Origin of the sequence: Microcoleus sp. LAD1_D3 (assembly GCF_036702135.1) — a bacterium.
In the GTDB taxonomy this organism is placed as follows: domain Bacteria; phylum Cyanobacteriota; class Cyanobacteriia; order Cyanobacteriales; family Microcoleaceae; genus Microcoleus.
The window spans coordinates 1-21,482 of the sequence record NZ_JAUBSB010000076.1; the positions used below are offsets into that span (position 1 = coordinate 1).

A 21,482-nucleotide genomic window follows, 5' to 3' on the forward strand; every position below is an offset into this window, starting at 1 on the left:
GTTTTAGTCCCGACGGCAAATACATCGCTACGGCATCATGGGACAAAACAGCCCGGTTGTGGGATGTCACAGGTAAGCTGATACAGGAATTTAAAGGACATCAAGATGGGCTATGGAGTGTCAGTTTTAGTCCCGACGGCAAATACATCGTTACGGCATCAGCAGACACAACAGCCCGGTTGTGGGATGTCACAGGCAAGCTGATACAGGAATTTAAAGGACATCAAGATGGGCTATGGAGTGTCAGTTTTAGTCCCGACGGCAAATACATCGCTACGGCATCATGGGACAAAACAGCCCGGTTGTGGGATGTCACAGGTAAGTTGATACAGGAATTTAAAGGACATCAAGATGGGCTATGGAGTGTCAGTTTTAGTCCCGACGGCAAATATATCGTTACGGCATCAGCAGACACAACAGCCCGGTTATGGGATGTCACAGGTAAGTTGATACAGGAATTTACAGGACATCAAAGTTGGGTATCGAGTGTCAGTTTTAGTCCCGACGGCAAATACATCGTTACGGCATCAGCAGACACAACAGCCCGGTTGTGGGATTTAACAGGCAAGTTGATACGAGAATTTAAAGGACATCAAGATGGGGTATCGAGTGTCAGTTTTAGTCCCGACGGCAAATACATCGCTACGGCATCAGGCGACAATACAGCCCGGTTGTGGGATGTCACAGGTAAGCTGATACAGGAATTTAAAGGACATCAACGTTGGGTAAGGAGTGTCAGTTTTAGTCCCAACGGCAAATACATCGCTACGGCATCAGGGGACCAAACAGCCCGGTTGTGGCGAATCAGAAGTTTAGATGAAATGCTGGTGCAAGGCTGCGATTGGCTGCACGACTATTTGCAGAATAATGCTGAGGAAAGCGAGAAACACCTCTGCGATGAGATTAGTGCTCAGAATAAATGATTAGCCAATCAGTCGGTAGGTGCAAATAAACCAGATCCTGTAACAGAATGTAAAGCGATCGCAACTTTTGCGATTCCTGCATTTCACCCGCAATGACAGATTTACCGCATGGGGCCCAGAAACCGGGTTTTTTACGAAAATATTTCGTTGCAGCCAGCAGATTAGGTAAAAAACCCGGTTTCTTTGGTCTGGCGTAAGTCCTGACTTAACAGAATTCTGCCACTTAAACCAGCTTATCTTCGGCAATTCCCCTATAGCAGCGGCCAAATGTGCTAACGTACAATCAAAAATCCCCCAATTTCAACTATCGCGAGACAGATAACCGTGTTCGCTCAAGCACCTCCAACTCCCAATTACAAATGGTTTAGCTGCGTTTCTAGCACTGTTTTCACCGCATTGTGCCTGTTGCCTCTTTTCAGCGCTGCGGGATACGCCCAAACTCCCCAAAATAGACCCATCAAAATCGGTGTGGTGCAGCGGTTTGGCACCAAAGCAACCGACAAACTGACGCTGAAAGCATTACCGGGCGACAGCTTAACATTGAGTTACAAAACTCCTCAAGGCATAGAAACCAAAACGGCTGCTAGCGTCAAGTTAGAAATAGCCCCGAAACCTCTGGAATCGCCCTTAGTAGAAGAACGAGTTGTTCTGAGCTCCCACCGCAGTTTCGAGAGTGCTGAAGCCAGCGCCAATCAGTGGCGCGCCCAGGGAATTGATGTAGAAATTGCTCAACCTTTTCGCTGGCAAGTTTGGGCCAAAAGAGATACTTACAACTCTCCTTTGGTGCGGCGCTGGCTGTTGCAAAGTTTGCAAGCTCAAGGGAACACAACAGCTTTTTTGGATTCCAAAGTTTTTAAACAAGTACCCCAGGCTTTTTGGGTTTTAAACGGCTTTCGTTTCAACCGCCATGAGTTGGATGTGACGGCCGGGAAAAATGTGATTGAGGTATTGGAACAAACCACCCAAGAGGCCACAGCTACTGAACCAGAAAAAGCAATTCAACAAACTCACCGTTATGGCGGCAGTTTGCACCTGCAAAAAAATTCTTACGGCACTTATACTTTGGTAAATAAAGTGCTGACCGAAACTTATTTGCGGGGTGTTGTTCCTCACGAAATTGGGGCTTTTTCGCCTTACGCTGCGATTGTCGCTCAAACTATTTTGGCGAGAACCTACGCCCTGAGAAATTTGCGCCGATTTGCTGTGGATAATTATGAGTTGTGCGCTGATGTTAACTGTCAAGTTTATAAGGGCTTGACGGAGGTGTACCCGCAAAGTGATAAGGCGATCGCCCAAACGAGCGGTTTGGTGCTAACTTACGAAAATCAGCTAGTAGACGCGCTCTATTCCGCGTCTAGCGGCGGCGTGACAGCCTCTTTTAACGATGTGTGGCAGGGCGCGGAACGTCCATATTTGCGATCGATCGTCGATTCCCCTAACAATGTCTGGGATTTGTCCAAGCAGAGTTTGTCTGACGAAAACAACCTCCGCCGCTTTATCAGTTTGCAAAAAGGGTTTAATGAGGAAAAAGAAGACACTTTTCGGTGGCGCGAACCCGCTTCTTTGACGGCGATTGGTGGATTTCTCAAACAGTATCTTCAGAAGAAACAGCACCCGCTGGCTAATCTTAAAACTGTCAGTCAGGTGGAAGTGGTGGAAAGGTCGCCCGCAGGTCGAGTTTTGAAAATGAAGGTTCAAACTGACTTGGGCCCCATCGATATCGACAAAGACGAGATTCGCAATGCTTTTTACCCGCCGATTAGCACGCTTTTTTACCTAGAACCAATTTACAATCCAGACAAAACTCTCAACGGTTATGCTTTTGTCGGAGGCGGTTTCGGACACGGCGTGGGAATGAGTCAGACTGGTTCTTACAATTTGGCTAATTTGGGCTGGAATGGATCTCAAATTCTGGGCTTTTATTTTCCCGGCGCTCAAGTTGTCCCACTCACCGATGCCATTACATTTTGGCGCGAATAGTCGATCGGAGTCGGTCTAATAGTCGGCGATTTCCCTCGCCACTAAACAAACTTTCGTCCCTCTCGCTTGAGACTAAATATTAGTCCTAAAACTTTTAGATTTTAGACTTGGGATTCTAGATTGGTTTCACAGTTAATCTAAAATCTGCCATCTAAAATCTAAAATTATTTGGTCAGCTATCTGTTCAAACAGCTAGGAATTCATAGCTGGGAGTGACAGACTGCTGGCGGCTTTGTTGCAATGTTAGACACAGAAACCCGGTTTCTTAACATAATTGCCGTATTTCAGCTTAATTCTGGAAACGAGAAACCGGGTTTCTTAGGGTATCACGCAGAGCGTCCTTTCTTAGTACAGCTCTTCTTCTTTGTGAGTTTCGATCGTACAGTCAGACTTGGGATAGGCGACGCAGGTGAGGACCATTCCGGCCTCGATTTGGTCGTCGTCCAAGAAAGATTGGTCGGATTGGTCAATTTCGCCTTTGACTATTTTGCCAGCGCAGGTGGAGCAAGCTCCAGCGCGACAAGAGTAGGGGAGGTCGAGTCCTGCTTCTTCAGCAGCATCAAGAATGTAAGTATCGTCATCAACGTCAATGGTCTGGTTAATTCCTTCGGCTTCGCTGATGAGGGTAACTTTGTAAGTTGCCATGCACTAAATCCTCTCAAAAATTCAACAAGATTGATAATTTTTCCTAATGCAACCTTCAAGGCTCTATTAGCTTTGAGGTTAGGTCTTAGGTTCGTTCCCTCTATGATAGTAGGGGATAGAAGGGAGGTTGACACACTTATTTACAAAACATTTGAATGGGATTAGTTATAACTTTTTCTAATTTCATCTTGATTACTTATACCTATCTTGGGTTCAGCCTTGTGATACTGTTGCCGCAAGACTTGCGCTAAATAATCCGGTTTCTAGGAAAAATCCTGTTTTGAGCCCTACAGCACAAAAACCAGGTTGTTGGTATGCGGTGTGTCGATCGAGTTTCAGCAAGACTTGCTGCAAGGCAAGTCCCAGCAGGCAGTGAAATGTATAGTTAGATCGCATCAAGACTTGGGTGTTGAAGGCTCGATCGAATAAATCGCACCACAACCACAGCTTAAAATCGGGGCGATAGAACCCTAAACCCCTGCACCGCAAGTCTGTAACTATCTAAAATCTTAAATCTCAAATCCCATGACTAATATTGATACTCGCTTTGGTTCTTCGGTTAATTCTCCAATTCGCGTGGGAATTGTGGGTACTGGTTTTGCCGCTAAGTTGAGGGCCGAGACAATTCAAGCTGATGGGCGATCGAACTTGGTAGCAGTTGCCGGCCACACCCCGGAGAAAACCGCAGCATTTTGTCAAGGGTTCGGGGCAGAAGCTGCGGTTTCCTGGCGCAAGCTGGTAGAAAGAGACGATTTAGATCTGGTGATTGTCTGTACGGTGAATCGGGATCACGGGGCAATTGTCCTGGCCGCGCTAGAAAATGACAAGCACGTTGTGGTGGAATATCCTCTATCTTTAGACGTATCTGAAGCAGAAAGGGCGATCGAACTTGCAGCCCAAAAGCAAAAACTCCTCCACATCGAACACATCGAACTGTTAGGCGGTTTGCACCAAGCAATCAAAGAATCTTTGCCCTTAATCGGTAAAGTTTTTTACGCCCGCTACATTACTATTACTCCTCAACATCCAGCGCCGCAACGGTGGACTTACCAACATTCCCTCTTTGGCTTTCCGTTAGTTGGTGCAATTTCGCGACTGCACCGATTTACGGATTTGTTTGGGGAAGTGGCAAGCGTTAACTGTCAAGCTCAATTTTGGGACAGTCAGCCGGATTTCTACAAAGCTTGTTTGTGCAACGCACAGTTGCGCTTTGCCAATGGCATTGTCGCTGAAGCTGTTTATGGAAAAGGAGAGACTTTTTGGCAGTCGGAAAACATTTTTACTATCTACGGTGAAGAAGGAACGCTGGTTTTCACTCCTGAATCCGGTCAATTAATTCAGGGAGAAAATCGGCGTAACCTCAAAGTAGGAACACGGCGCGGCTTGTTTGCCAAAGACACCGATATGGTGTTGGAATATTTGTCAAACGGTACGCCTTTGTACGTGAATAATGCCAGTAGTTTGTATGCTTTGAAGGTGGCAGATGCTGCGAGGCGATCGAGCGAAATTAGGCAAAATGTAGCCCTTAGCAATTTATAAAAATGACTGACGAAATAAATCGTTTTTTATGCTATGTATAGGGTAAGGTGGGCTGCGGCGCATTACAGTAAAATTGCCAGAGTCTATCTATAGTAGTTCGTACTCTCACTTACATTACAAAGTTATGCCTACGAGCAAAAATATTTAGAACTAAATAGCACTGTCGAATGCAGCTTTTAGCCTTGACGACCATTTGGTCACTTCTGCTAAACATCAGCCAAGTTGTGCTAAAACATTCAAAAGACATAGACAACGTTGGGCTGCTTTCATTCACTAAAAAAAAGGAATTTATGCCTGGACACGACATTATCGTTATTGGAACTTCGGCAGGCGGACTCAAAGCACTGGGCGCGATCGTGGGTACTCTGCCTACTGACATAGATGCTGCCATCTTTATTGTTCAGCACCTCGCAGCCGATAAGCCCAGCATTCTTCCCAAAATTCTGGCAGATGTAGGCTCTCTCCCGGCATCTCACCCGTCCGACGGAGAGCCAATTCAAAAAGGGCGAATCTACGTCGCGCCGCCCGATTATCACCTGTTGGTCAATCAAGGCTCAATGCGCGTGGTGCGTGGGCCTCAAGAAAATAGATTTCGACCCGCGATCGATGCGTTATTTCGTTCAGCCGCTCGTGCTTATGGTACAAGGGTGGTGGGCGTGGTACTGACTGGCTATCTGGATGATGGCACGGTGGGATTGCAGGCGGTCAAGAAACAGGGCGGAGTGGCGATCGTCCAAGATCCAAAAGAAGCAGAATACCCCAGCATGGCAAAGAGTGCCTTGCGGTATGTGAAGGTCGATCACTGCCTGCCACTCGCAGAAATCCCACACCTGCTAGTGCGTTTGTCGAATCAACCCGTCGCCGAAGAGGAGGCATACCCCGTGAGCGAAGAGATCGAAGTTGAATCTAAGATTGCTGAACAGCAAATGAATACCCAGGAGTTTTTAGAGAATGTAGAAGCTATCGGAACTCGGACAACTTACAGCTGCCCTGAATGCAACGGCAGCATCTGGCAAATTGGCAAATCAGAGCCGCTGCGGTTTCGCTGTCACATCGGGCACTCCTTTACGGCTAATATATTTCTATCAGAGCAAACTCAGTATATTGAAAATGCTTTGTGGTCGGCTGTTCGGGCAATGGAGGAAAAGGTCACGTTCTCGCGTCAAATGTCTGAGCGGATGAAAAATTACAATTTACAAAGTGCGGCAGCAAAATACGAAGATCACGCCAAAAGCCTGGATGGCGAAGTATCGCTGATTCGAGAGATCCTTCTCAAGGGCTTTGCCACGAAACGAACCATTGCCGCCGAAACAGAGGAAGAGCTGCCAGAGTAACTCAACGTCGATCGAGTTTTCTTTCCACCGAGCAATACGCTTAACGAGTGTTTTACAGCCGCGTAAAATTTTAGTCGTCAAGGCGCAGCACTTATTACTTTAGACAACTGAGAAATGTGACGGTAATGTTCTAGATGTATAGTATATTTAGCCTCATTTAAATTACATTTAATTGTGTAAGGCTGATAAATCCAGGTTGATTTTTTACTCGATCGATCCAAGTTTGAATTGCTGGAAATCTGGTTAAATCAAATCCGCCCTCGCCCGCAACGTGAGTGTAAGCAAATAAACCGATGTCAGCAATAGTATAGCGATCGCCTACAAAAAAAGCATGGTTTGCTAAATGCTGTTCCATCACCCCCAAAGCATCATAACCCGGTGCTTGTTTTTGTTGAAGTGCTTCTTGATATTCTTCAGCTTTACCTGTCAAATACCAAAAACGAGAAGTAGCAATAAAAGGTTCGTGGCTGTACTGTTCAAAGAATAACCACTGCATGACTTGAGCGCGTTCAAATTTATCACTGGGGACAAACTCAGTTCCTTCGCTCAAATAAAACATAATTGCATTTGATTCAAATAGAAATTTATCCGCTTCGATTTCTAAAACAGGAATACGCCCGTTAGGATTTTTCATCAAAAATTCAGGAGTTCGACTTTCTCCTTTTAGAATATCAATTTCCCGCCGCTCGAAGGGAATATTAAGCTGAGTTAAAAGCAAGCGGATTTTGTAGCAATTTCCAGAGGTAGAATATTCGTAAAGTTTCAACATGAGTATTTTTTTATATACCGCAGAGAACACTGAACACGCAGAGTTAAGAAAGAAAAAAACAAATAAAGAGAAGTTCACAAGTTATTATTGTAGGATTTGGGGGTAAGAGCAGCATTGCTACGTTCAGAAGTAATATGGGTTAGGTGCAACCCAGAGCACCCTAAATTCATCAATATTGGAGAATCAATGAAATTATACTGGAAAAATTCTCCCTTAAATAGCGTTAGGGAAGGGGCACGGAAATGGAAGATGAGCTTCAATAGTGGTATAAAAGTAATGATGGCGATGGAGCTCGCCGAAACCGCCCTTCGTTATTAATAATCTTCATAACGTTTAAAAGGCTGATGGCTCCTACTGTTCCGACTTGTGGCGGAAGGGTAGGATGGTGCGGATGCCTCGATCGATCTTTCCCCTACAAGTCACGTTTATCCATTCAGCTTCAAGGTGGCGTGATGTTAGAAAGTATGATCGGGATTTTATTAATGGGCTTTTTTGTCGGGCAGATTGCTCGACGGCTGAAAGCTCCAGCACTCGTAGGTATGGTGCTGGTGGGCATTTTATTAGGCCCGCAACTGGGGAATGTCATTAGCCCAGAGGTTTTGGGCGCAGCGAATTCCCTTCGCACCATTGCCGTGATGGTGATTTTGATGAAGGCGGGGTTAGGACTCGATCGCGAAAAGCTATCCCAACAGGGAACCGTGGCGCTGCGCTTAGGCTTTCTACCGGCAGCTTGCGAGGCCATCGCCATTGCTGTCGCTGCGATGTGGCTACTTCAGTTTGATTTTTTGACGGGGCTACTGCTAGGCTGCATCATTGGCGCGGAATCTCCAGCAGTAATTGTTCCCGGAATGCTGCGGTTAAAAAGTCTAGGTTGGGGAGTAAAAAAAGGAATTCCCGATGCGATTCTGACGGGAAGTGCCTTGTCAGATGTATTGCTGTTGCTGGTGTTTAGTCTACTGCTAGCGTTTCTGTCCCAAGGGAAAGCTACAGCCATTACCTTACTGGGAGGAATCACCCTCAGCCCTCTGCAATTGCTGCCATTTCAAATCATCATCCAAATTACCTTGGGGGTGCTTTTGGGATGGGTAACTGCTCGAATTTTGGTGTCACTATTAGTCAAGCAAAACTGGACTCAAACTGCGGTTCAGGACTCCCTAGTCGCTGCTGGCTTTGCCCTAGGGCTGGTAGTATCAGCCGAACATATTCCGGTTTTCTCTGGCTATTTAGCTGTCATGGCAGCGGGGTTTTTCCTGATTGAGTTGGATGCGCCTTTAGCACGAAGGCTGCGGGGCGGCTTTGACAGTTTGTGGACGATCGCGGAAATTATTTTGTTTGTGCTGCTGGGAGCCAGTATTCAACTTAATGTATTAGGCAATACCTTGCTGGTTGGTTTGTTGGTGTTGGCGATCGGGACTCTGATTGGGCGATCGCTCGGTTGGTATCTTTCCAGCTTGGGTAGTAATTGGACTGGGAAAGAACGGCTGTTTCTGCTAGCAGGAAATTCCGCTAAGGCAACGGTGCAGGCGGCAATTGGGGCAATTCCCCTAGCTCAGGGCATTGCTGGTGGCGAGACGATTTTGGCGATCGCAGCCCTCTCAATTTTAGTAACGGCTCCCTTGGGTGCTTGGGCAATTCCTACCTTTGCTCCCAAACTATTAGAAAAAGGCGAAGTTGACCCCACCAAAGTAGCTATTTCCGGTCGTCCAGTTTTTCTCGCCGCAGTAGACACTTCCCCATTAACAACAGATGTTTTAACTAAAACCGCAGACTTAGCTCGGCGCAGTGACGGGAATGTGATTGTTTTGTATGTGGATAATCTGGGAGATAAAAAGGCGATCGCCCAATTACAAGAACAAGCACAACGACTCTTATCAGATATTCGCTATGAGTTCCTGAGTCTTTCTGGTACAGTGCCAGAAGAGATTGTCCGCGTGGCGCAAGCTCGGCAAGTAACAGATATTGTGATCGGGAAACGAGGGCATCAACCTTGGGAAGAAGTGCTAGTAGGTTCGGTTTCTCAAGCCGTCTTAGAAACCAGTCCTATTCCTGTCATTCTAGTGGAATGTCGTCATAAGTAGAAGCAAGCAGCAAGAAGGATTTACTTAACTTACCTATTGTAGTTAGTCCAAATTTATAAAAAAGGAGCGTTTTGGATGAAACATCTTCATCAATTTGAGCAGTTTCTCGCATTGCCCCAACTCATATCAAATCCGTTAGCATCGCAATAGTAAATTCAAGTTCACTGTTCACGGCGTTGACTGTTCACTGTTCACGGCGTCAACAGTCAACCGTCAAAAGTCAACATCATTCCGGTGTAACCGGAAATGATATCACGTGGTTGCCTAAAATCCGCGATCGCGCTCTGTTTGATGCGTCTGGTTACGTTTCAGCGATCGAGCCATTGAAACTCTGTGAGCAAGATTTTCAGCAATTGAGTCAGCAAGTGTATGATGCTCAGGATTTATTTGAAACGCCGCTAGGAACTACTTCGTAATTGGGGATTTCTTGAGAGTGACCACCCCTCCAAACAATTGCTTTAAGTTGAACACTCCAAAACAATAATCAGATTGTAATCGGGGACTGCACATAAACTGTAGGGTCTTCCATCGTAAAGACAATCCCATGGATCGAGAGCGATTTGGAAATTTTAGCCCTTGCCAACTCTAGTAGACGTTTACGCACTTCAATCGCATTATCTTGAGAACCTAAAATTGCAAAACTAACCCTTAATCTTTTTCCTGTTCCATCAGCCTGAGAGATATTTGTGCTGTTAGTATCAATCCCTGAAAGGTAAGCGGTTTTTTCCATAATCACTTGTTGCACTAGGGCATATTCTCGTTCCCCTAAAACACTAGCAAAGTCCATATAAAATAACACCATGATTTTTTTGGCAAGAGTAACGTTTTCAATTTCTACACTTACAAGGATGGAATTGGGCATCACAATAATTGTGCCAGTGCCAAGGGAACGGATTTTGGTTGATCGCAAACCAATACTTTCTACTTTCCCTAATTCTCCACCTGGTAAGCGGATGTAGTCACCAGTAACAAAAGGACGATCAAGATATAAAACTAAAGTCGCAATCAGTTGTTCGAGAATTTTTTGAGCAGCAAAGGCGACGGCTAAACCCACCAACCCCAAACTTGCCACCAATCCAATCAAGTCAAAGTTGAGGCTGCTGGCAAAGGCAACTAAAGCTGCAATAAAAATCAAGATATGAATAATGGTCTCAAACACTAGAATGGCATCATCACTACTAGGGCTAAATTTGCCGCCCAACTTGAATCCGTAGGTACGCAGGTAGCGGCTACTTAGTTTTACTGATAACCAATATAAGCTGCCAATTAAGAATAGATTTATAATCGGCTTTAGGAGATTATAAACGACTGGTACTAATGGTTCTAATAAGCTCACAGACCCACTGAGACAAATACTGAGAACTGCAAATTCCAAAAGGCGATCGCTCGGTTGAACAATTTCTATATAAATAGTTTCTAGAGCGGGGGGAGCTAGTTTTTTAAGCGCTAATTTTACTAAATCTGTAGCGTAGTGGCTAAATACAAAAGAACCTCCTACTGCTCCAAAAAATAGTAGCCACTGGGGCTGAGAGAATGGGGAAATAAACTGATAGCGTATACTGCGTAAGATGGGAAACCAGTCGGAACTGACTATGGCGATCGCACCCCAGCTAAAAATAAAAAAAATCTTGCTGAAAATTCCCGTTTTAAACTTAAATATTCGGGTTGCTAGTCCCAAAAAAAGCCGCACTACGATCAGCGCTGCGATTACGCTCAAAATCCATAGACTTCTCTGCCAAAGATATTGGGGAGTGCGTTCTTTTTTAGCTTTGGCGATCGCTGTTTCTAGAATAGCCCGCCATTGATTAGCTTGTTGAGTTCGCGAAAACCCTGGCAGAACATCATTGGCTGTAACGGTGAGAAGGTAGTTATTATTTAAGGAAATAGAAGTAGCGCTGGTACTATCATCATTCCGCACATCAAAAGTTATGGGTTGATCAGTAGCGATCGCCTCCTTGAGAATATTATTAGCAAATTGGGTGCGCTCCTTTGCTGTAAATCGCTCCAAAGCTTGCAAATTAAAAAGGGGAATCCCATCAACAACCACCGGAGCACTGCCATTAACCAAACCCTGACTAAAATTTTGAGCAGGATTTTGAGCAAAACTCATGGGAGTAAACACCAACAAACAACCCACTAAAAATAAGCTAGTCAGTTTAATTGCTCGCCTAATTACTTGTTTAGATAGAAATTGGCGCATCCACATAAATCGTTGGTTGGTTAAGGATAAAAGAAATATCATGTTTTTGAAGTTGCTTGGTAATTTTTTGGGTGGCCAAATCCAGCAATTGTCGTCTTAGTTCCATCGATAACTCATTAGAACCCAGAATAAAAAAGGAAACTTGAGCCTGATTTTCACTAAAAGAAACCTCTGTACTACGCCAATCTAAACCAAAAATATCCATAGTACAGTCCATCACAATTTGGCGGATTAATGCTTGCTCATCGGCAGATATTGATTTAAGAAACTCAAGTACCATTACAGACATGACTTTCTTTGCACCTGAAAAATTTTCAATGGTAGCTTGGGTAAGCGCATTATTCGGAATAATTGTGAGCGTGCCTTTACCAGAAGTGCGAATTTTGGTTGATCTTAAGCCGATACTTTCTACTCTACCAAAAGTACCTTGCTTACCCGTAGGCCCATCCGATAAGCCGATATAGTCACCCACAGTAAACGGACGATCGAGGGTTAAGACAATCCCCCCCAAAAATTGCTCTAAAGTCTTTTGAGCGGCAAAGGCAATGGCAATACCTCCAATCCCCAAACTGGCAACTATGCCGACAACGTTGATGTTATGGCTAATACAAAAAACTAAAATTAACGTTACAGCGATCGCAAAGTCTCCAAAATACCGAATTAAGAAGATTGACTCGCCTTTAACTTTGGGGTTTGACTCAAAAGTTACTCCTAAAATTGTGGTGTTAAAAAAATCTCTAAATAGTCTTGACAGCATCCAGCCGCTAAGTATAGTGATGCCAACACTCAGGCAAAACTCGATTAAACTAAGCGATTTACTTTGAGGAATTAGAAGTAACATTACTTCCATTGCTGAGAGAGTTAGTAACACCACAACTATATTTTTTGATGCCACCACTACACGAATATAAGTTTGGCTTAATAATTGTGGAGCGAACCAACTTAACGGTAAGTTTAAGATTGAAAATAGCGCAATTCCCGCTAATGCAGTCAGCACTCCTGCTACCAAAATAGAGCTTATTTGCCCTAAGCTATCGCCATTATTTAAAGCCAGTTCAGAGGCTTGATAAAGCGGATTAATTGTTTCTGTCATAGCAAAGTTTAATTATTCAAGTTTCGGGTTGGGTTCAAAGTCGGAATCTCGCGCCATGCTTGTAGCATTGGGTGCATTGTTAGCCCTTACACAAATACCCAAAAGGCAACAACCCAGCCAATGTAAAATGCGACTATCTTCCATTTTCTGCTTCCGCAATTACTTTGAGCGCAGTTGTTTTGATGAGGATTTTGGTGGGGAAGACAACTTTAAGCTGAATTTCTGACGGCGTTTCTGATAGCATAGAAATCATGATTTTTTTTCCAGGTTTCGGAATTTAGATCCCCCCAGAGTCCCCATTAAAAAGGAAAATTAATTCTTCCCCCTTTTTAAAGCGGCTCTTTTCTGCTTTTACGGCTTCGTCAATTGAGCCGATCGTGTAGAGGGATTTTTTGGGTGTATCCGAAAACTCCTCATTGAGGATGCGATCGCATCTTTCTAAGGTATCTTGTAATTATACTATTTTACCTGTCAAATCCGTAAACTGGGCCGTTGTAAAGAAAGGTTGTGTGAGAAAACTTTCTCAAGGACGCGATCGGAATACAACTTTACATCGCCTTGCGATAATTCTTCTCAAACCAACTTCGCGCTCATATCTTTTAGTTCCTCATAGGTGGCGATGGTTTTGCGAACTAATGTGCATTGAGACTCCTTGGTAATTTATACTGCAACTTGTGTATCATGCGATCGCGTACCCAAATCAACGCACGCAAACGAGCAGGAAAGTGCCTCTTATTGGGCGATCGCCAGCACTAGAGTAAATCTTGCTCTCGCCCTCGCTAACCGCCCAAAAAACCTGCTTAATGTTAATATAATTGGGCTTTCGGCTGTAGGTAATTTCTGCACCGTCATCCAATCCACCAGCAACGGAAGTAGAGATTTCCTGGCAAATTCCTAATACTAAAGTAACAGGTAAAAATAATAGACGGTTAAGGCTAGATCTCCTAAAAGCGGATTTTTGCTCATTTACAAAAGCCGAGCCTTGAATTGTAGAGTGAGTCACAAAAAGTTATGGATTGATAAAAGAGCTGTTTATATCATTCTTTTCGTCTAAATTTACCTGCTTTAATCATTCTAAAGTGATAGATTATGGCTAACCTGATTTCATCGTTACCTTAATTACTCGCTCTCAAGAATTAGCTTTGCTTGCAAAAGTTCTTGACGCTTTTCTTCGCTGACACTGGGATACTCAAGGTTCAGTTCCTTCAACTTAGTGTAAATGATGCCCGCTACTACAAGACGAGTGAACCATTTGCGATCGGCTGGGATAATGTACCAAGGAGCATAGTCCGTACTGGTGTGATTAAACATATCTTCATAGACCGCCATGTACTCATCCCAAAAAGTACGATCTTTAGCATCATCAACAGAAAATTTCCAGTTTTTTTCAGGACGATTGATCCGTTCTAAAAAACGTTTTCGCTGCTCTTCCTTAGACACATTGAGAAAAAACTTGAGGATGATCGTCCCGTTATTGACTAATTGCTTCTCGAAGTTGTTAATTTCTTCAAAGCGCCGCTCCCAAATATTCTTGTCGATTAAACTAGGTGGAATTGGTCGCTGCTCTAGGATTTCTGGATGAACTCGTGTTACCAAGATTTCTTCATAATAAGAGCGATTGAAAATTCCAATCCGTCCTCGTTCTGGTAGGGCTTTGGAACAACGCCATAAATAGTCATGATTTAACTCTTCTGTCGAGGGCGCTTTGAAGCTATGCACTTGACATCCTTGGGGATTGATTCCTGACATTACGTGTTTGATCGTACTGTCTTTACCAGCAGCATCCATTGCTTGAAAAATGATTAGTACAGCATGGGTTTTTTGGGCATACAGAATATCTTGATATTCTGCTAAAGCTTTAATACCTTCCTTTAATTGACTTTTAGCTTTCGACTTCTTTAGATGATTGGCTTTGTAAGCTGGGTCATAGTCTTTTGTGAGAGAAATTAATCGCTCTGATGGCACAATAATTTGCTGCTTTGGTGGAACTATAAAAGGACGAATCAACTCGTCAAGATTTTGGAGCGGAAATGGATTTAATGATGTATCATTTTGGCTATGTTTATCGGTCATACTTTTAACTCTCCAATGTCAAGGTAAATAGACTTGTTCTGACGGGCTTATATCAAATCAATCTGTTAGCATCGGAATTATTTATATCTATATTCTCGACCTCTGCGTGAATCAGCGTCAATGCCTTGTCATCTGCAGCCCGAGAAATTCTCTTTTTAAAACCGTAGATACAGGCCGATAAACACAGATTAACGTAGATGAATTATATAAATTCCGGTTGCACCGTCCGTGATGGTTGACTGTTGACTCGATTTTACGCCCGACGATGCTACCGGATTTGATATTAATCATGCCAACGAACGGGACTTGACAACATTGCATTAATTGGATCGTTTTGCACACTTAATAACAACGGCAAACCCACACCAGCTACAACGTATTCCAAGTTTATGAAGTAGAATACCTGCTTTAATTCTTCTCATGTGAGAGCTTACAAGATACCACTACTTGAAATCTTGGCCGTCTAACTCCTCCGCAATACCTTCCTGGCTGCCACGTTCAATCATATCTGCATGACACCTTAGTGCGGTTTAGTCTAGTGTCCGGTGAGTAAAGAAAGCGATCGCCCAAACAAATCCTTTTTTAGGTAAAATGACAGCGATCGCCTATTTCCTCTCAATAGTTTCTCCAAGTTAATTTAGGCAGACCAAGATTCGCGAAAGTCAGCATAGAGGGTCAATCCACCATCAATATAGAGGGTTTGTCCCGTAATGTAAGCCGCTTCATCTGATACGAGAAAGGCAACAGATGCCGCCATTTCCTCCGATGTGCCTGCCCGTCCCATTGGGATATGGCTTTCCACTACTGCCTTTTGTTCTGGATCGTCCGTCCAGCTTTCATTAATCGGTGTAATCGTTGCACCGGGGGCAATAGCATTGACGCGGATGCCTCGGTTTGCGTATTCCAACGCTAGGGTTTTCGTTAAATTCCCCATACCACCTTTGCTGATGGAATAGCTGATATACATCGGGCGAGGAATGATTTCATGCACACTGGAAACATTGATAATCACCCCAGGGCGTTGCTCACTCAATAGGTGCTTAATGGTTTCCCGCGCACAGAGATATGCACCTCGCAAATTCACCGCTATGACGCGATCGAATTCATCCGTTGGAACTTCATGGGATGCGCTTTCTGTTTGAATCCCAGCGTTATTAATCAGGATATCGAGATGACCAAACTGCTCCACAACCTGATTCACCATTTGCACGATGTCCTCTTCTTTAGAAACATCACCTTGAATCAGCAGGGTTTCAACCCCGCATTCTGCTGCTTGCCCACAGGCTTTTTGCATCGCCATTTCTTCAGTATCTTCTGCCTCTTCTAGGCTTTTGCGATAGTTAACGGCAATGTTGCAACCTTCTTGAGCGAGACGAATGGCGATCGCCTGCCCAATGCCTGAACTCGCTCCAGTAATTAGTGCGTTTTTTCCCTTTAAACCTTTCATAATTCCTCTCCCAGAGATTTAAAACAAAATATCTTAACCGAAACCTCAAGCCAACTAGCTTCAACATCAACCAGAAGGTTGTTCTGTCTTTTCCCCACGCATTTCATCAATATCCAGAAGGCCGATCATCACGCCCGCGATCGGGATCGACAGAAAAACTCCCACCAATCCAGCGACTCGCGCCCCCACTAATAGCGCAAAGAACATAATGACTGGATTTATATTAATGGAGCCTTGCATAATACGGGGCATGAGTAAGTTTTCTTCAACCTGCTGTAAAACAATGCAACCCACTAAAACTTTCAAACTGAGCAGAATTCCTTGAGGCAGAATAATCAGGCAGATTAGGCTAATCCCAATCGTTGCGCCAATACCTGGAATCAGGTCAAATGCGCCTGCGACTGCCGCCATGACCAGTGCATAGGGAATATCCAGCAAAATAAATACCACAAAGGTAGAGATGGCGAAAAAGATTGATAACAGCAACCGACCCCAAAAGAAACCCAGAAAATTCTTTTGAAGTGCCCTGGTCAAATCATCGCGTAAGCTGGGTGGAAAGAGCCTCACGATCAGATTCCATAGTCGTCTACCATCTAGCAGCATAAAGAAGCTAACCACCGCAATCACAATCACATCTAGCAACTTGAAGAACAGATTTTGCACTGTGGAAAAACCCATGCCAATGATGCCGAGGGCTTGTTGGCGCAGTTGTGCCTCAAAGGTGCTGAAATCGACCGTAATATTGCGCTTTAGCAGAAAGGATTGAAGTGTTTCCAACAGTGCGATCGCCGAGTCTAAAAATTGAGGAGCATGTTCTAATAACTGCTGTGCTTGGGAAATGGTAGCTAATCCTAACGTTGCCATTAACGCACCTAGAATCAACAAGGCAAGTAAAAACACGAGCACTACCGCTAGCCAACGAGGGATGAAACGAGATACAAATTTGACTGGGTAGTTCAGCAGAAAGGCGAGAATAGCTGCAAAAATAAAAACAATCAGAACCGTTTCAAAATATGCCAACACCTGCACGATCGCCCAGCCAAGCACAAAGAGTAGCAGGTAGCGAATGAGTTGAGCATTGTTCAGGTGTTCCCACATCCGATTGGTGTTAATTTTTGGATTGTCCATTACAGCCTCTCAACCTCTCCACCGTTCCTCCTCCGCAGTATTAAATAAAAGACACACCCATGTCCTCTACCTAAAGAGATCAATTGTAGAGCCTGTAGGGGGATTTTTTCTCCCAGCCAGCATTAAAGACAGTGTTGGCAACAACCAGAGGGTATGAAATCAGTAGCGAAAAACGGCGGCGATCGCCTTGTCTTGAGGAACATCTCCCGGCTCTACGGCGTAAACATTACCACCATTGGTCAGGGTATGCAGTGCTGCTAAATCCAGCAAATCTTCGTCCCCGGCCTGATGTTGAGGGTGAATGTGAACGGAATTCGCCTCCGGATCGAAAACTCCCCAAACTTGCTCACCAACGGGAACAAACAACGATTCAACGCGCTGGAAATAGGCAGCAGGCACAACCTGTTCGATCGTGCTAGCAGTTTTTTCGGTGGCTTGTAGTTCCTCGTAGCGGGCGATCGTTGCTTCTTTTGCTTGCTCAAAATAAGGCTGTACAATCTGCCACGCCTGAGTATGCAGTTCCTCCGGTTTCAACATTTCTGGATTGCCTGTGATGCCGTCGGGCAGTAGGTGAGCGTAGGTGTTTGCCTGCTGATAAATTGGCAAGAGATAATCAACCCCTGCCAAAATTAGCGGCGCTTGCTCGTTTTTTAAGAAGGATTCTAGCCCCTTGCTAACTTGGCGGAAGTAACGCAGCAGTCGATCTTTGTGGTCATCGTTACCGCCTCCCTGTCCATGAAATATGGCCGAACCATCGCCACCACTGCTGCCTTGTGAGGTGGCCGTATGAAACTGCAGGCTTTTTTCTGGATCGTCATACTGCAATGCTTCTGCAATGCTGGTGGGTACATCACTCAACTCAACCTCGTTGACGTGATAACGAGTTCCCTGAAACAATCGAACTTGATTTTGGCTTAGTGCCAGAATATAAAACTGCCCATCTCCAGACAACAGTTGCAGCAATGGTTTGAGATGAAAGCGCTCGGTGACTACGGTTAATTCTGGGAATGCGATCGGCAAGCAGTAGTAGCGGAACTGATTGGGAGATAGCAGAATTGCTAGTCCATCGCTTTGATGCTGCCAGAAGTCATAGGTATCTAGCTCGTGAACCGGTTGCAGCAACTCTTTGGCATCCTGTTCACTCATTCCCATCGCCAGCAATTGTTCTTCGGCTTGCCGCAGCCGATTCTTGAACCGAATTGGATTTTGTTGGGTTTCGGCTCCTAAACGCTCCATTGGCGTGTATATGGAAATACAGGTTGAGTTTGATTCTGTGGCTAAAGTTGTTAATTCATCAATGGCTAATAAATTCATTGTGTACCTCTGTTAAATTTTTATCTCAAGCTTTTATCAGTGGTAGGACAGGCTGAATGTCATTTCTCGGACATTCGCTCTTTTCTGATGTGTGCTGAGAATTTCTCTAGAAACATCCCTGACGGTCAGAGTTTGTCCCAGAGATGTGGTCAGGGTTCGCCCCTTAGCGATCACTCAACTTTCCGTGAGTAGTGTCTAGCAAATTTTTCATTTTCTCGGCAGCACCGCTGACGGACTGCTGCAATATCTAGCCCCGATCGCTGACTGCGATTGGCTGATGGTTAGCGAGACGGACTTCGATCAAACAGCGTTTATCATTAGCACCAAACTTCTCGTTGCTGTTCTCATCGCTAAGGTGGACTTCCACCCGTGTAATATGCTGACTGAAGCGATCTAAGGTGTCTTTGATTATGGCTTCGACGTGTTGAGCCAGCGCCTAGTTGCCTTCGATGTTGGTATTCGATGTTGGTATTGGATGTTGGTATCAGTGTTGATCTCAACTTTCATGTGTCTATCCTCTTCTAATAGCTGTCTTATGGGAGTGGTACGATTAGCGCCATTTTTCCTGCCTACAGCATCCTGCCGCTCGGTTTAATCAACCCTAGCTCCACAAATCGCTCTATCACTATCATCGAGGTTTCCGTCACCGAAGTAGCCTACTAAAAGGTAGATAGTTACAGGCTTAACCTATAGCAAGCGATCGCCCAATTAAAATCAGCCTTTCAGCATAGGTTTGTCCAAATTTTTCGATTCTCACTGTCTGCATTCCCATCATGGTGCTTGCACCACTGCCTACGAGTTACGAATTACGAGTTATGAATTACGAATTGAATTACCAATTACGAGTTTCCTTTTGTGGTCTTTTGGATGCTTCCAATACTTCCGCAAAATTCTTTATTAGTAGGTTGGGTTGAGGGACGAAACCCAACCTACAGAATAAAAAAATATATAGCGCTTATCAAAAAAGTGAGGGATGCAGACGAGCGATTAGCAATTACCAATTACCCACTCTACCTCATTTTACTGAGAAGTGCTATATACCTTATGGATTTGATTTATGCTTACCTAATTATTGAAGTGCCCACGCAATTATACCAACAAGCCCAATCAGACCTAATGCTCTACGAAAGTAATTAACGCCTTGAAATAATTCTTGCCAAGCCCAAGTAAACAAAGAGCCAAAGGCTACTAGCTGCAACCCTAAATTAATTTGACCTGTTGTAATAATGAGCGTTAATAAAGTAGCTACAATTCCGACACTCAGTGGGAGATTGGGCATCTGAGCTATAACAATTTTGCCTTCGCTGTCCCGGAATGTGCGATCGATAAATGTGTTTTCCATGAGTTTCTCGTGTCAATGTAATAAATAGAACCCGGTTAACATTCAATACTGGGGGCCTTTTTGGGAACGATACTACAAGCTTTAGAGGGAAAGGATCATAAAAAACTCGAATTAAATGCAAGTCAGGAGTGGAGATGACATTGATTTAATTATCCACAGTGGCTCAAAGTCCTAGAAAATTAGCCATTGGGTCATAAAAAAACTGTCAACATTATTGAACAGTTAAATGTGAAATTTATCCTAGATCAAGTTTTTTTTGATTCCCTATCCTGAATCTATTCAGCTTGTTTTAGCCATCCTTTTAAAGGTTTTTTATTTGAATTGCTAGACGGTAGTTTTATGGTAAAAGTCAAAATTTTAAATATCATCTATCGGTTGGAATAGTTTAGAGTAAAAGGTTATCTATAATTGGACAGACATCATCGTTTCTCTAGTATCGCATCGAGATTGATCGACCTCATGCTCACATCAAAGGTCAGCAATTCACAGGTCTAAACCTTTTGGTGAAGCAGGCTTGAACCTCTGTTGGCAGTGCAGTAATTTCTGTTTCCACAGCTTGAATTGATTGTGTAGCCACTATTTCTGCTCGATCGCTCTCAGCATCCTGACTCACAAAAAATGTAGCCAGCGTTGCTGTCAAATAACCGCATACGGCGATCGCACACAACGACAGTAAAAAACCAAGCACCCGCCCGGACGCTGTTTTCGCAAAGTAATCAGAGCTGATCGTACTCATCAACATTGCCGTCCACCACAGGGCAGTCCCATAGTCATTAATCCCCCCATTACCATTAGGAAGTTCGTGCTAAAACGCCTAACTTCCAGCTACTCCAATTCGGGTGACAACCCTAGAATGACGTACAGCAGACTTTTACTAAATTGCTCAATCTTGCGAGTAAGTGGTGTTTCCAGCCCAGTGCTTTCATCCATCAGTTGCGAAATTCGCCCAGTTTCAGTTTGGTTGGCGATGGCTACCACAATTCCTTTTGCCTGCCCAAATGTCACCAAGCTTCCGGCATAGGCCATGTTGCTGCGATCGGCTAAAACCGTTTCAGCGGCTAGGGGTTCGGTTGCTTTCTGGACGGGAACCGATTCCCCTGTCAATGCAGATTCACTCACCTGCAAGTCACGCACATTAACTAACCGCACGTCAGCAGGCACTTTGTCACCGGATGCCAGTAATAGCAGATCGCCAGGAACCAGTTCGCGGGAGTTGAGCCGAACCTTTTGCCCATCTCGAATCATGGTGGCTTCAGTGGTGACAGATTTGGCTAGGGCGGCGATCGCATTTTCGGCTTTCGATTCTTGGATAAAGCCAATCACGGCGTTAATCAACATCACGCCCAGAATCACTCCCGCATCCACCCAGTCCTTTAGCAGCAGGGTGACGATGCCAGCAACTAACAAAATATAAATCAAGGGTTGGTTGAATTCCATCAGGAAACGGATGATGGGGCTTTTCCCTGCTTTCCCTTTGATTTCATTGAAACCATAAAGTTTCTGACGTTCAGACACCTCTGCTTCTGACAATCCCGCTGTCGGGAGCATCCCACTTTGGCGATCAGTATAAATACTCAGGCAATTGTCTGGCTAAGCTGATGGCATAATAGAAAGCAG

At 44.4% G+C, this 21,482-nt stretch carries 18 protein-coding genes and 1 riboswitch; of the genes, 6 read left to right on the plus strand and 12 right to left on the minus strand.

Annotation, left to right across the window (positions count from 1 at the left end; translation table 11 throughout):
• Both QUA74_RS26415 and QUA74_RS26420 read left to right on the plus strand, forming a co-directional pair.
• Window positions 1–923: WD40 repeat domain-containing protein (locus QUA74_RS26415; RefSeq protein WP_333334886.1), on the plus strand; the 923-nt coding region annotated here is incomplete at its 5' end.
• Window positions 924–1,247: 324 nt separating this feature from the next.
• On the plus strand, window positions 1,248–2,903 hold the full coding sequence (locus QUA74_RS26420; RefSeq protein ID WP_333334888.1) for a SpoIID/LytB domain-containing protein: 1,656 nt from the start codon (window positions 1,248–1,250) through the stop codon (window positions 2,901–2,903).
• Between the two features lie 345 nt (window positions 2,904–3,248).
• Here QUA74_RS26420 and QUA74_RS26425 read toward each other — a convergent pair whose 3' ends face one another.
• Window positions 3,249–3,548, minus strand: coding sequence for a ferredoxin (locus QUA74_RS26425; protein ID WP_333334890.1), 300 nt, complete (start codon window positions 3,546–3,548; stop codon window positions 3,249–3,251).
• Window positions 3,549–4,073: 525 nt separating this feature from the next.
• Here QUA74_RS26425 and QUA74_RS26430 point away from each other — a divergent pair.
• Window positions 4,074–5,087, plus strand: coding sequence for a Gfo/Idh/MocA family oxidoreductase (locus QUA74_RS26430; protein WP_333334892.1), 1,014 nt, complete (start codon window positions 4,074–4,076; stop codon window positions 5,085–5,087).
• Between the two features lie 290 nt (window positions 5,088–5,377).
• Window positions 5,378–6,421, plus strand: a complete 1,044-nt coding sequence (locus tag QUA74_RS26435) for a chemotaxis protein CheB (protein ID WP_333334894.1) — start codon at window positions 5,378–5,380, stop codon at window positions 6,419–6,421.
• Between the two features lie 157 nt (window positions 6,422–6,578).
• Here QUA74_RS26435 and QUA74_RS26440 read toward each other — a convergent pair whose 3' ends face one another.
• Complete coding sequence (locus QUA74_RS26440) at window positions 6,579–7,190, minus strand: glutathione S-transferase family protein (RefSeq protein ID WP_333334896.1); 612 nt, start codon at window positions 7,188–7,190, stop codon at window positions 6,579–6,581.
• A gap of 272 nt (window positions 7,191–7,462) precedes the next feature.
• Window positions 7,463–7,551: riboswitch (Fluoride riboswitch) on the plus strand.
• Window positions 7,552–7,642: 91 nt separating this feature from the next.
• Between QUA74_RS26440 and QUA74_RS26445 the strand changes: the two genes are divergently transcribed.
• Entirely contained in the window at window positions 7,643–9,268 is a 1,626-nt protein-coding gene (locus tag QUA74_RS26445; RefSeq protein ID WP_333334926.1) for a cation:proton antiporter, read from the plus strand.
• 260 nt (window positions 9,269–9,528) lie between these two features.
• Window positions 9,529–9,684, plus strand: a complete 156-nt coding sequence (locus QUA74_RS26450) for a hypothetical protein (RefSeq protein WP_333334898.1) — start codon at window positions 9,529–9,531, stop codon at window positions 9,682–9,684.
• Window positions 9,685–9,752: 68 nt separating this feature from the next.
• On the opposite strand, the gene QUA74_RS26455 is transcribed toward QUA74_RS26450, so the two are convergent.
• From QUA74_RS26455 to QUA74_RS26500, 10 genes are all read right to left on the minus strand, one after another.
• Window positions 9,753–11,474, minus strand: a complete 1,722-nt coding sequence (locus tag QUA74_RS26455; protein ID WP_333334901.1) for a mechanosensitive ion channel domain-containing protein — start codon at window positions 11,472–11,474, stop codon at window positions 9,753–9,755.
• Entirely contained in the window at window positions 11,449–12,561 is a 1,113-nt protein-coding gene (locus QUA74_RS26460; protein WP_333334904.1) for a mechanosensitive ion channel domain-containing protein, read from the minus strand. The genes QUA74_RS26455 and QUA74_RS26460 overlap by 26 nt, the downstream gene beginning before the upstream one ends.
• A 700-nt stretch (window positions 12,562–13,261) precedes the next feature.
• On the minus strand, window positions 13,262–13,564 hold the full coding sequence (locus QUA74_RS26465) for a hypothetical protein (protein ID WP_333334907.1): 303 nt from the start codon (window positions 13,562–13,564) through the stop codon (window positions 13,262–13,264).
• Between the two features lie 116 nt (window positions 13,565–13,680).
• Complete coding sequence (locus QUA74_RS26470) at window positions 13,681–14,634, minus strand: polyphosphate kinase 2 family protein (RefSeq protein ID WP_333334910.1); 954 nt, start codon at window positions 14,632–14,634, stop codon at window positions 13,681–13,683.
• A gap of 637 nt (window positions 14,635–15,271) precedes the next feature.
• A complete protein-coding gene (locus QUA74_RS26475; RefSeq protein ID WP_333334912.1) occupies window positions 15,272–16,081 on the minus strand; it encodes a glucose 1-dehydrogenase in 810 nt (269 codons plus the stop codon).
• 66 nt (window positions 16,082–16,147) lie between these two features.
• Window positions 16,148–17,209, minus strand: coding sequence for an AI-2E family transporter (locus QUA74_RS26480; protein WP_333334915.1), 1,062 nt, complete (start codon window positions 17,207–17,209; stop codon window positions 16,148–16,150).
• A 159-nt stretch (window positions 17,210–17,368) separates the two neighbouring features.
• Complete coding sequence (locus QUA74_RS26485) at window positions 17,369–18,523, minus strand: baeRF7 domain-containing protein (RefSeq protein WP_333334918.1); 1,155 nt, start codon at window positions 18,521–18,523, stop codon at window positions 17,369–17,371.
• Between the two features lie 1,069 nt (window positions 18,524–19,592).
• Window positions 19,593–19,865: a hypothetical protein gene (locus QUA74_RS26490; RefSeq protein WP_333334921.1), complete on the minus strand. Its 273-nt coding sequence runs from the start codon at window positions 19,863–19,865 to the stop codon at window positions 19,593–19,595.
• Between the two features lie 475 nt (window positions 19,866–20,340).
• Window positions 20,341–20,643 (minus strand): hypothetical protein, encoded by a 303-nt coding sequence (locus QUA74_RS26495; protein WP_333334929.1) that lies wholly within the window; start codon window positions 20,641–20,643, stop codon window positions 20,341–20,343.
• 47 nt (window positions 20,644–20,690) lie between these two features.
• Entirely contained in the window at window positions 20,691–21,413 is a 723-nt protein-coding gene (locus QUA74_RS26500) for an HAD-IC family P-type ATPase (RefSeq protein ID WP_333334924.1), read from the minus strand.
• Between the last annotated feature and the right edge of the window lie 69 nt (window positions 21,414–21,482).

Excerpts from the sequence above, each read along its gene's own strand:
- QUA74_RS26445 (WP_333334926.1), top strand. The coding sequence starts at position 7,643 with ATGTTAGAAAGTATGATCGGGATTTTATTAATGGGCTTTTTTGTCGGG.
- QUA74_RS26475 (WP_333334912.1), bottom strand. The coding sequence starts at position 16,081 with ATGAAAGGTTTAAAGGGAAAAAACGCACTAATTACTGGAGCGAGTTCA.
- QUA74_RS26425 (WP_333334890.1), bottom strand. The coding sequence starts at position 3,548 with ATGGCAACTTACAAAGTTACCCTCATCAGCGAAGCCGAAGGAATTAAC.
- QUA74_RS26490 (WP_333334921.1), bottom strand. The coding sequence starts at position 19,865 with ATGGAAAACACATTTATCGATCGCACATTCCGGGACAGCGAAGGCAAA.
- QUA74_RS26485 (WP_333334918.1), bottom strand. The coding sequence starts at position 18,523 with ATGAATTTATTAGCCATTGATGAATTAACAACTTTAGCCACAGAATCA.
- QUA74_RS26455 (WP_333334901.1), bottom strand. The coding sequence starts at position 11,474 with ATGTGGATGCGCCAATTTCTATCTAAACAAGTAATTAGGCGAGCAATT.
- QUA74_RS26440 (WP_333334896.1), bottom strand. The coding sequence starts at position 7,190 with ATGTTGAAACTTTACGAATATTCTACCTCTGGAAATTGCTACAAAATC.
- QUA74_RS26500 (WP_333334924.1), bottom strand. The coding sequence starts at position 21,413 with ATGCTCCCGACAGCGGGATTGTCAGAAGCAGAGGTGTCTGAACGTCAG.
- QUA74_RS26435 (WP_333334894.1), top strand. The coding sequence starts at position 5,378 with ATGCCTGGACACGACATTATCGTTATTGGAACTTCGGCAGGCGGACTC.
- QUA74_RS26460 (WP_333334904.1), bottom strand. The coding sequence starts at position 12,561 with ATGACAGAAACAATTAATCCGCTTTATCAAGCCTCTGAACTGGCTTTA.
- QUA74_RS26470 (WP_333334910.1), bottom strand. The coding sequence starts at position 14,634 with ATGACCGATAAACATAGCCAAAATGATACATCATTAAATCCATTTCCG.
- QUA74_RS26480 (WP_333334915.1), bottom strand. The coding sequence starts at position 17,209 with ATGGACAATCCAAAAATTAACACCAATCGGATGTGGGAACACCTGAAC.
- QUA74_RS26430 (WP_333334892.1), top strand. The coding sequence starts at position 4,074 with ATGACTAATATTGATACTCGCTTTGGTTCTTCGGTTAATTCTCCAATT.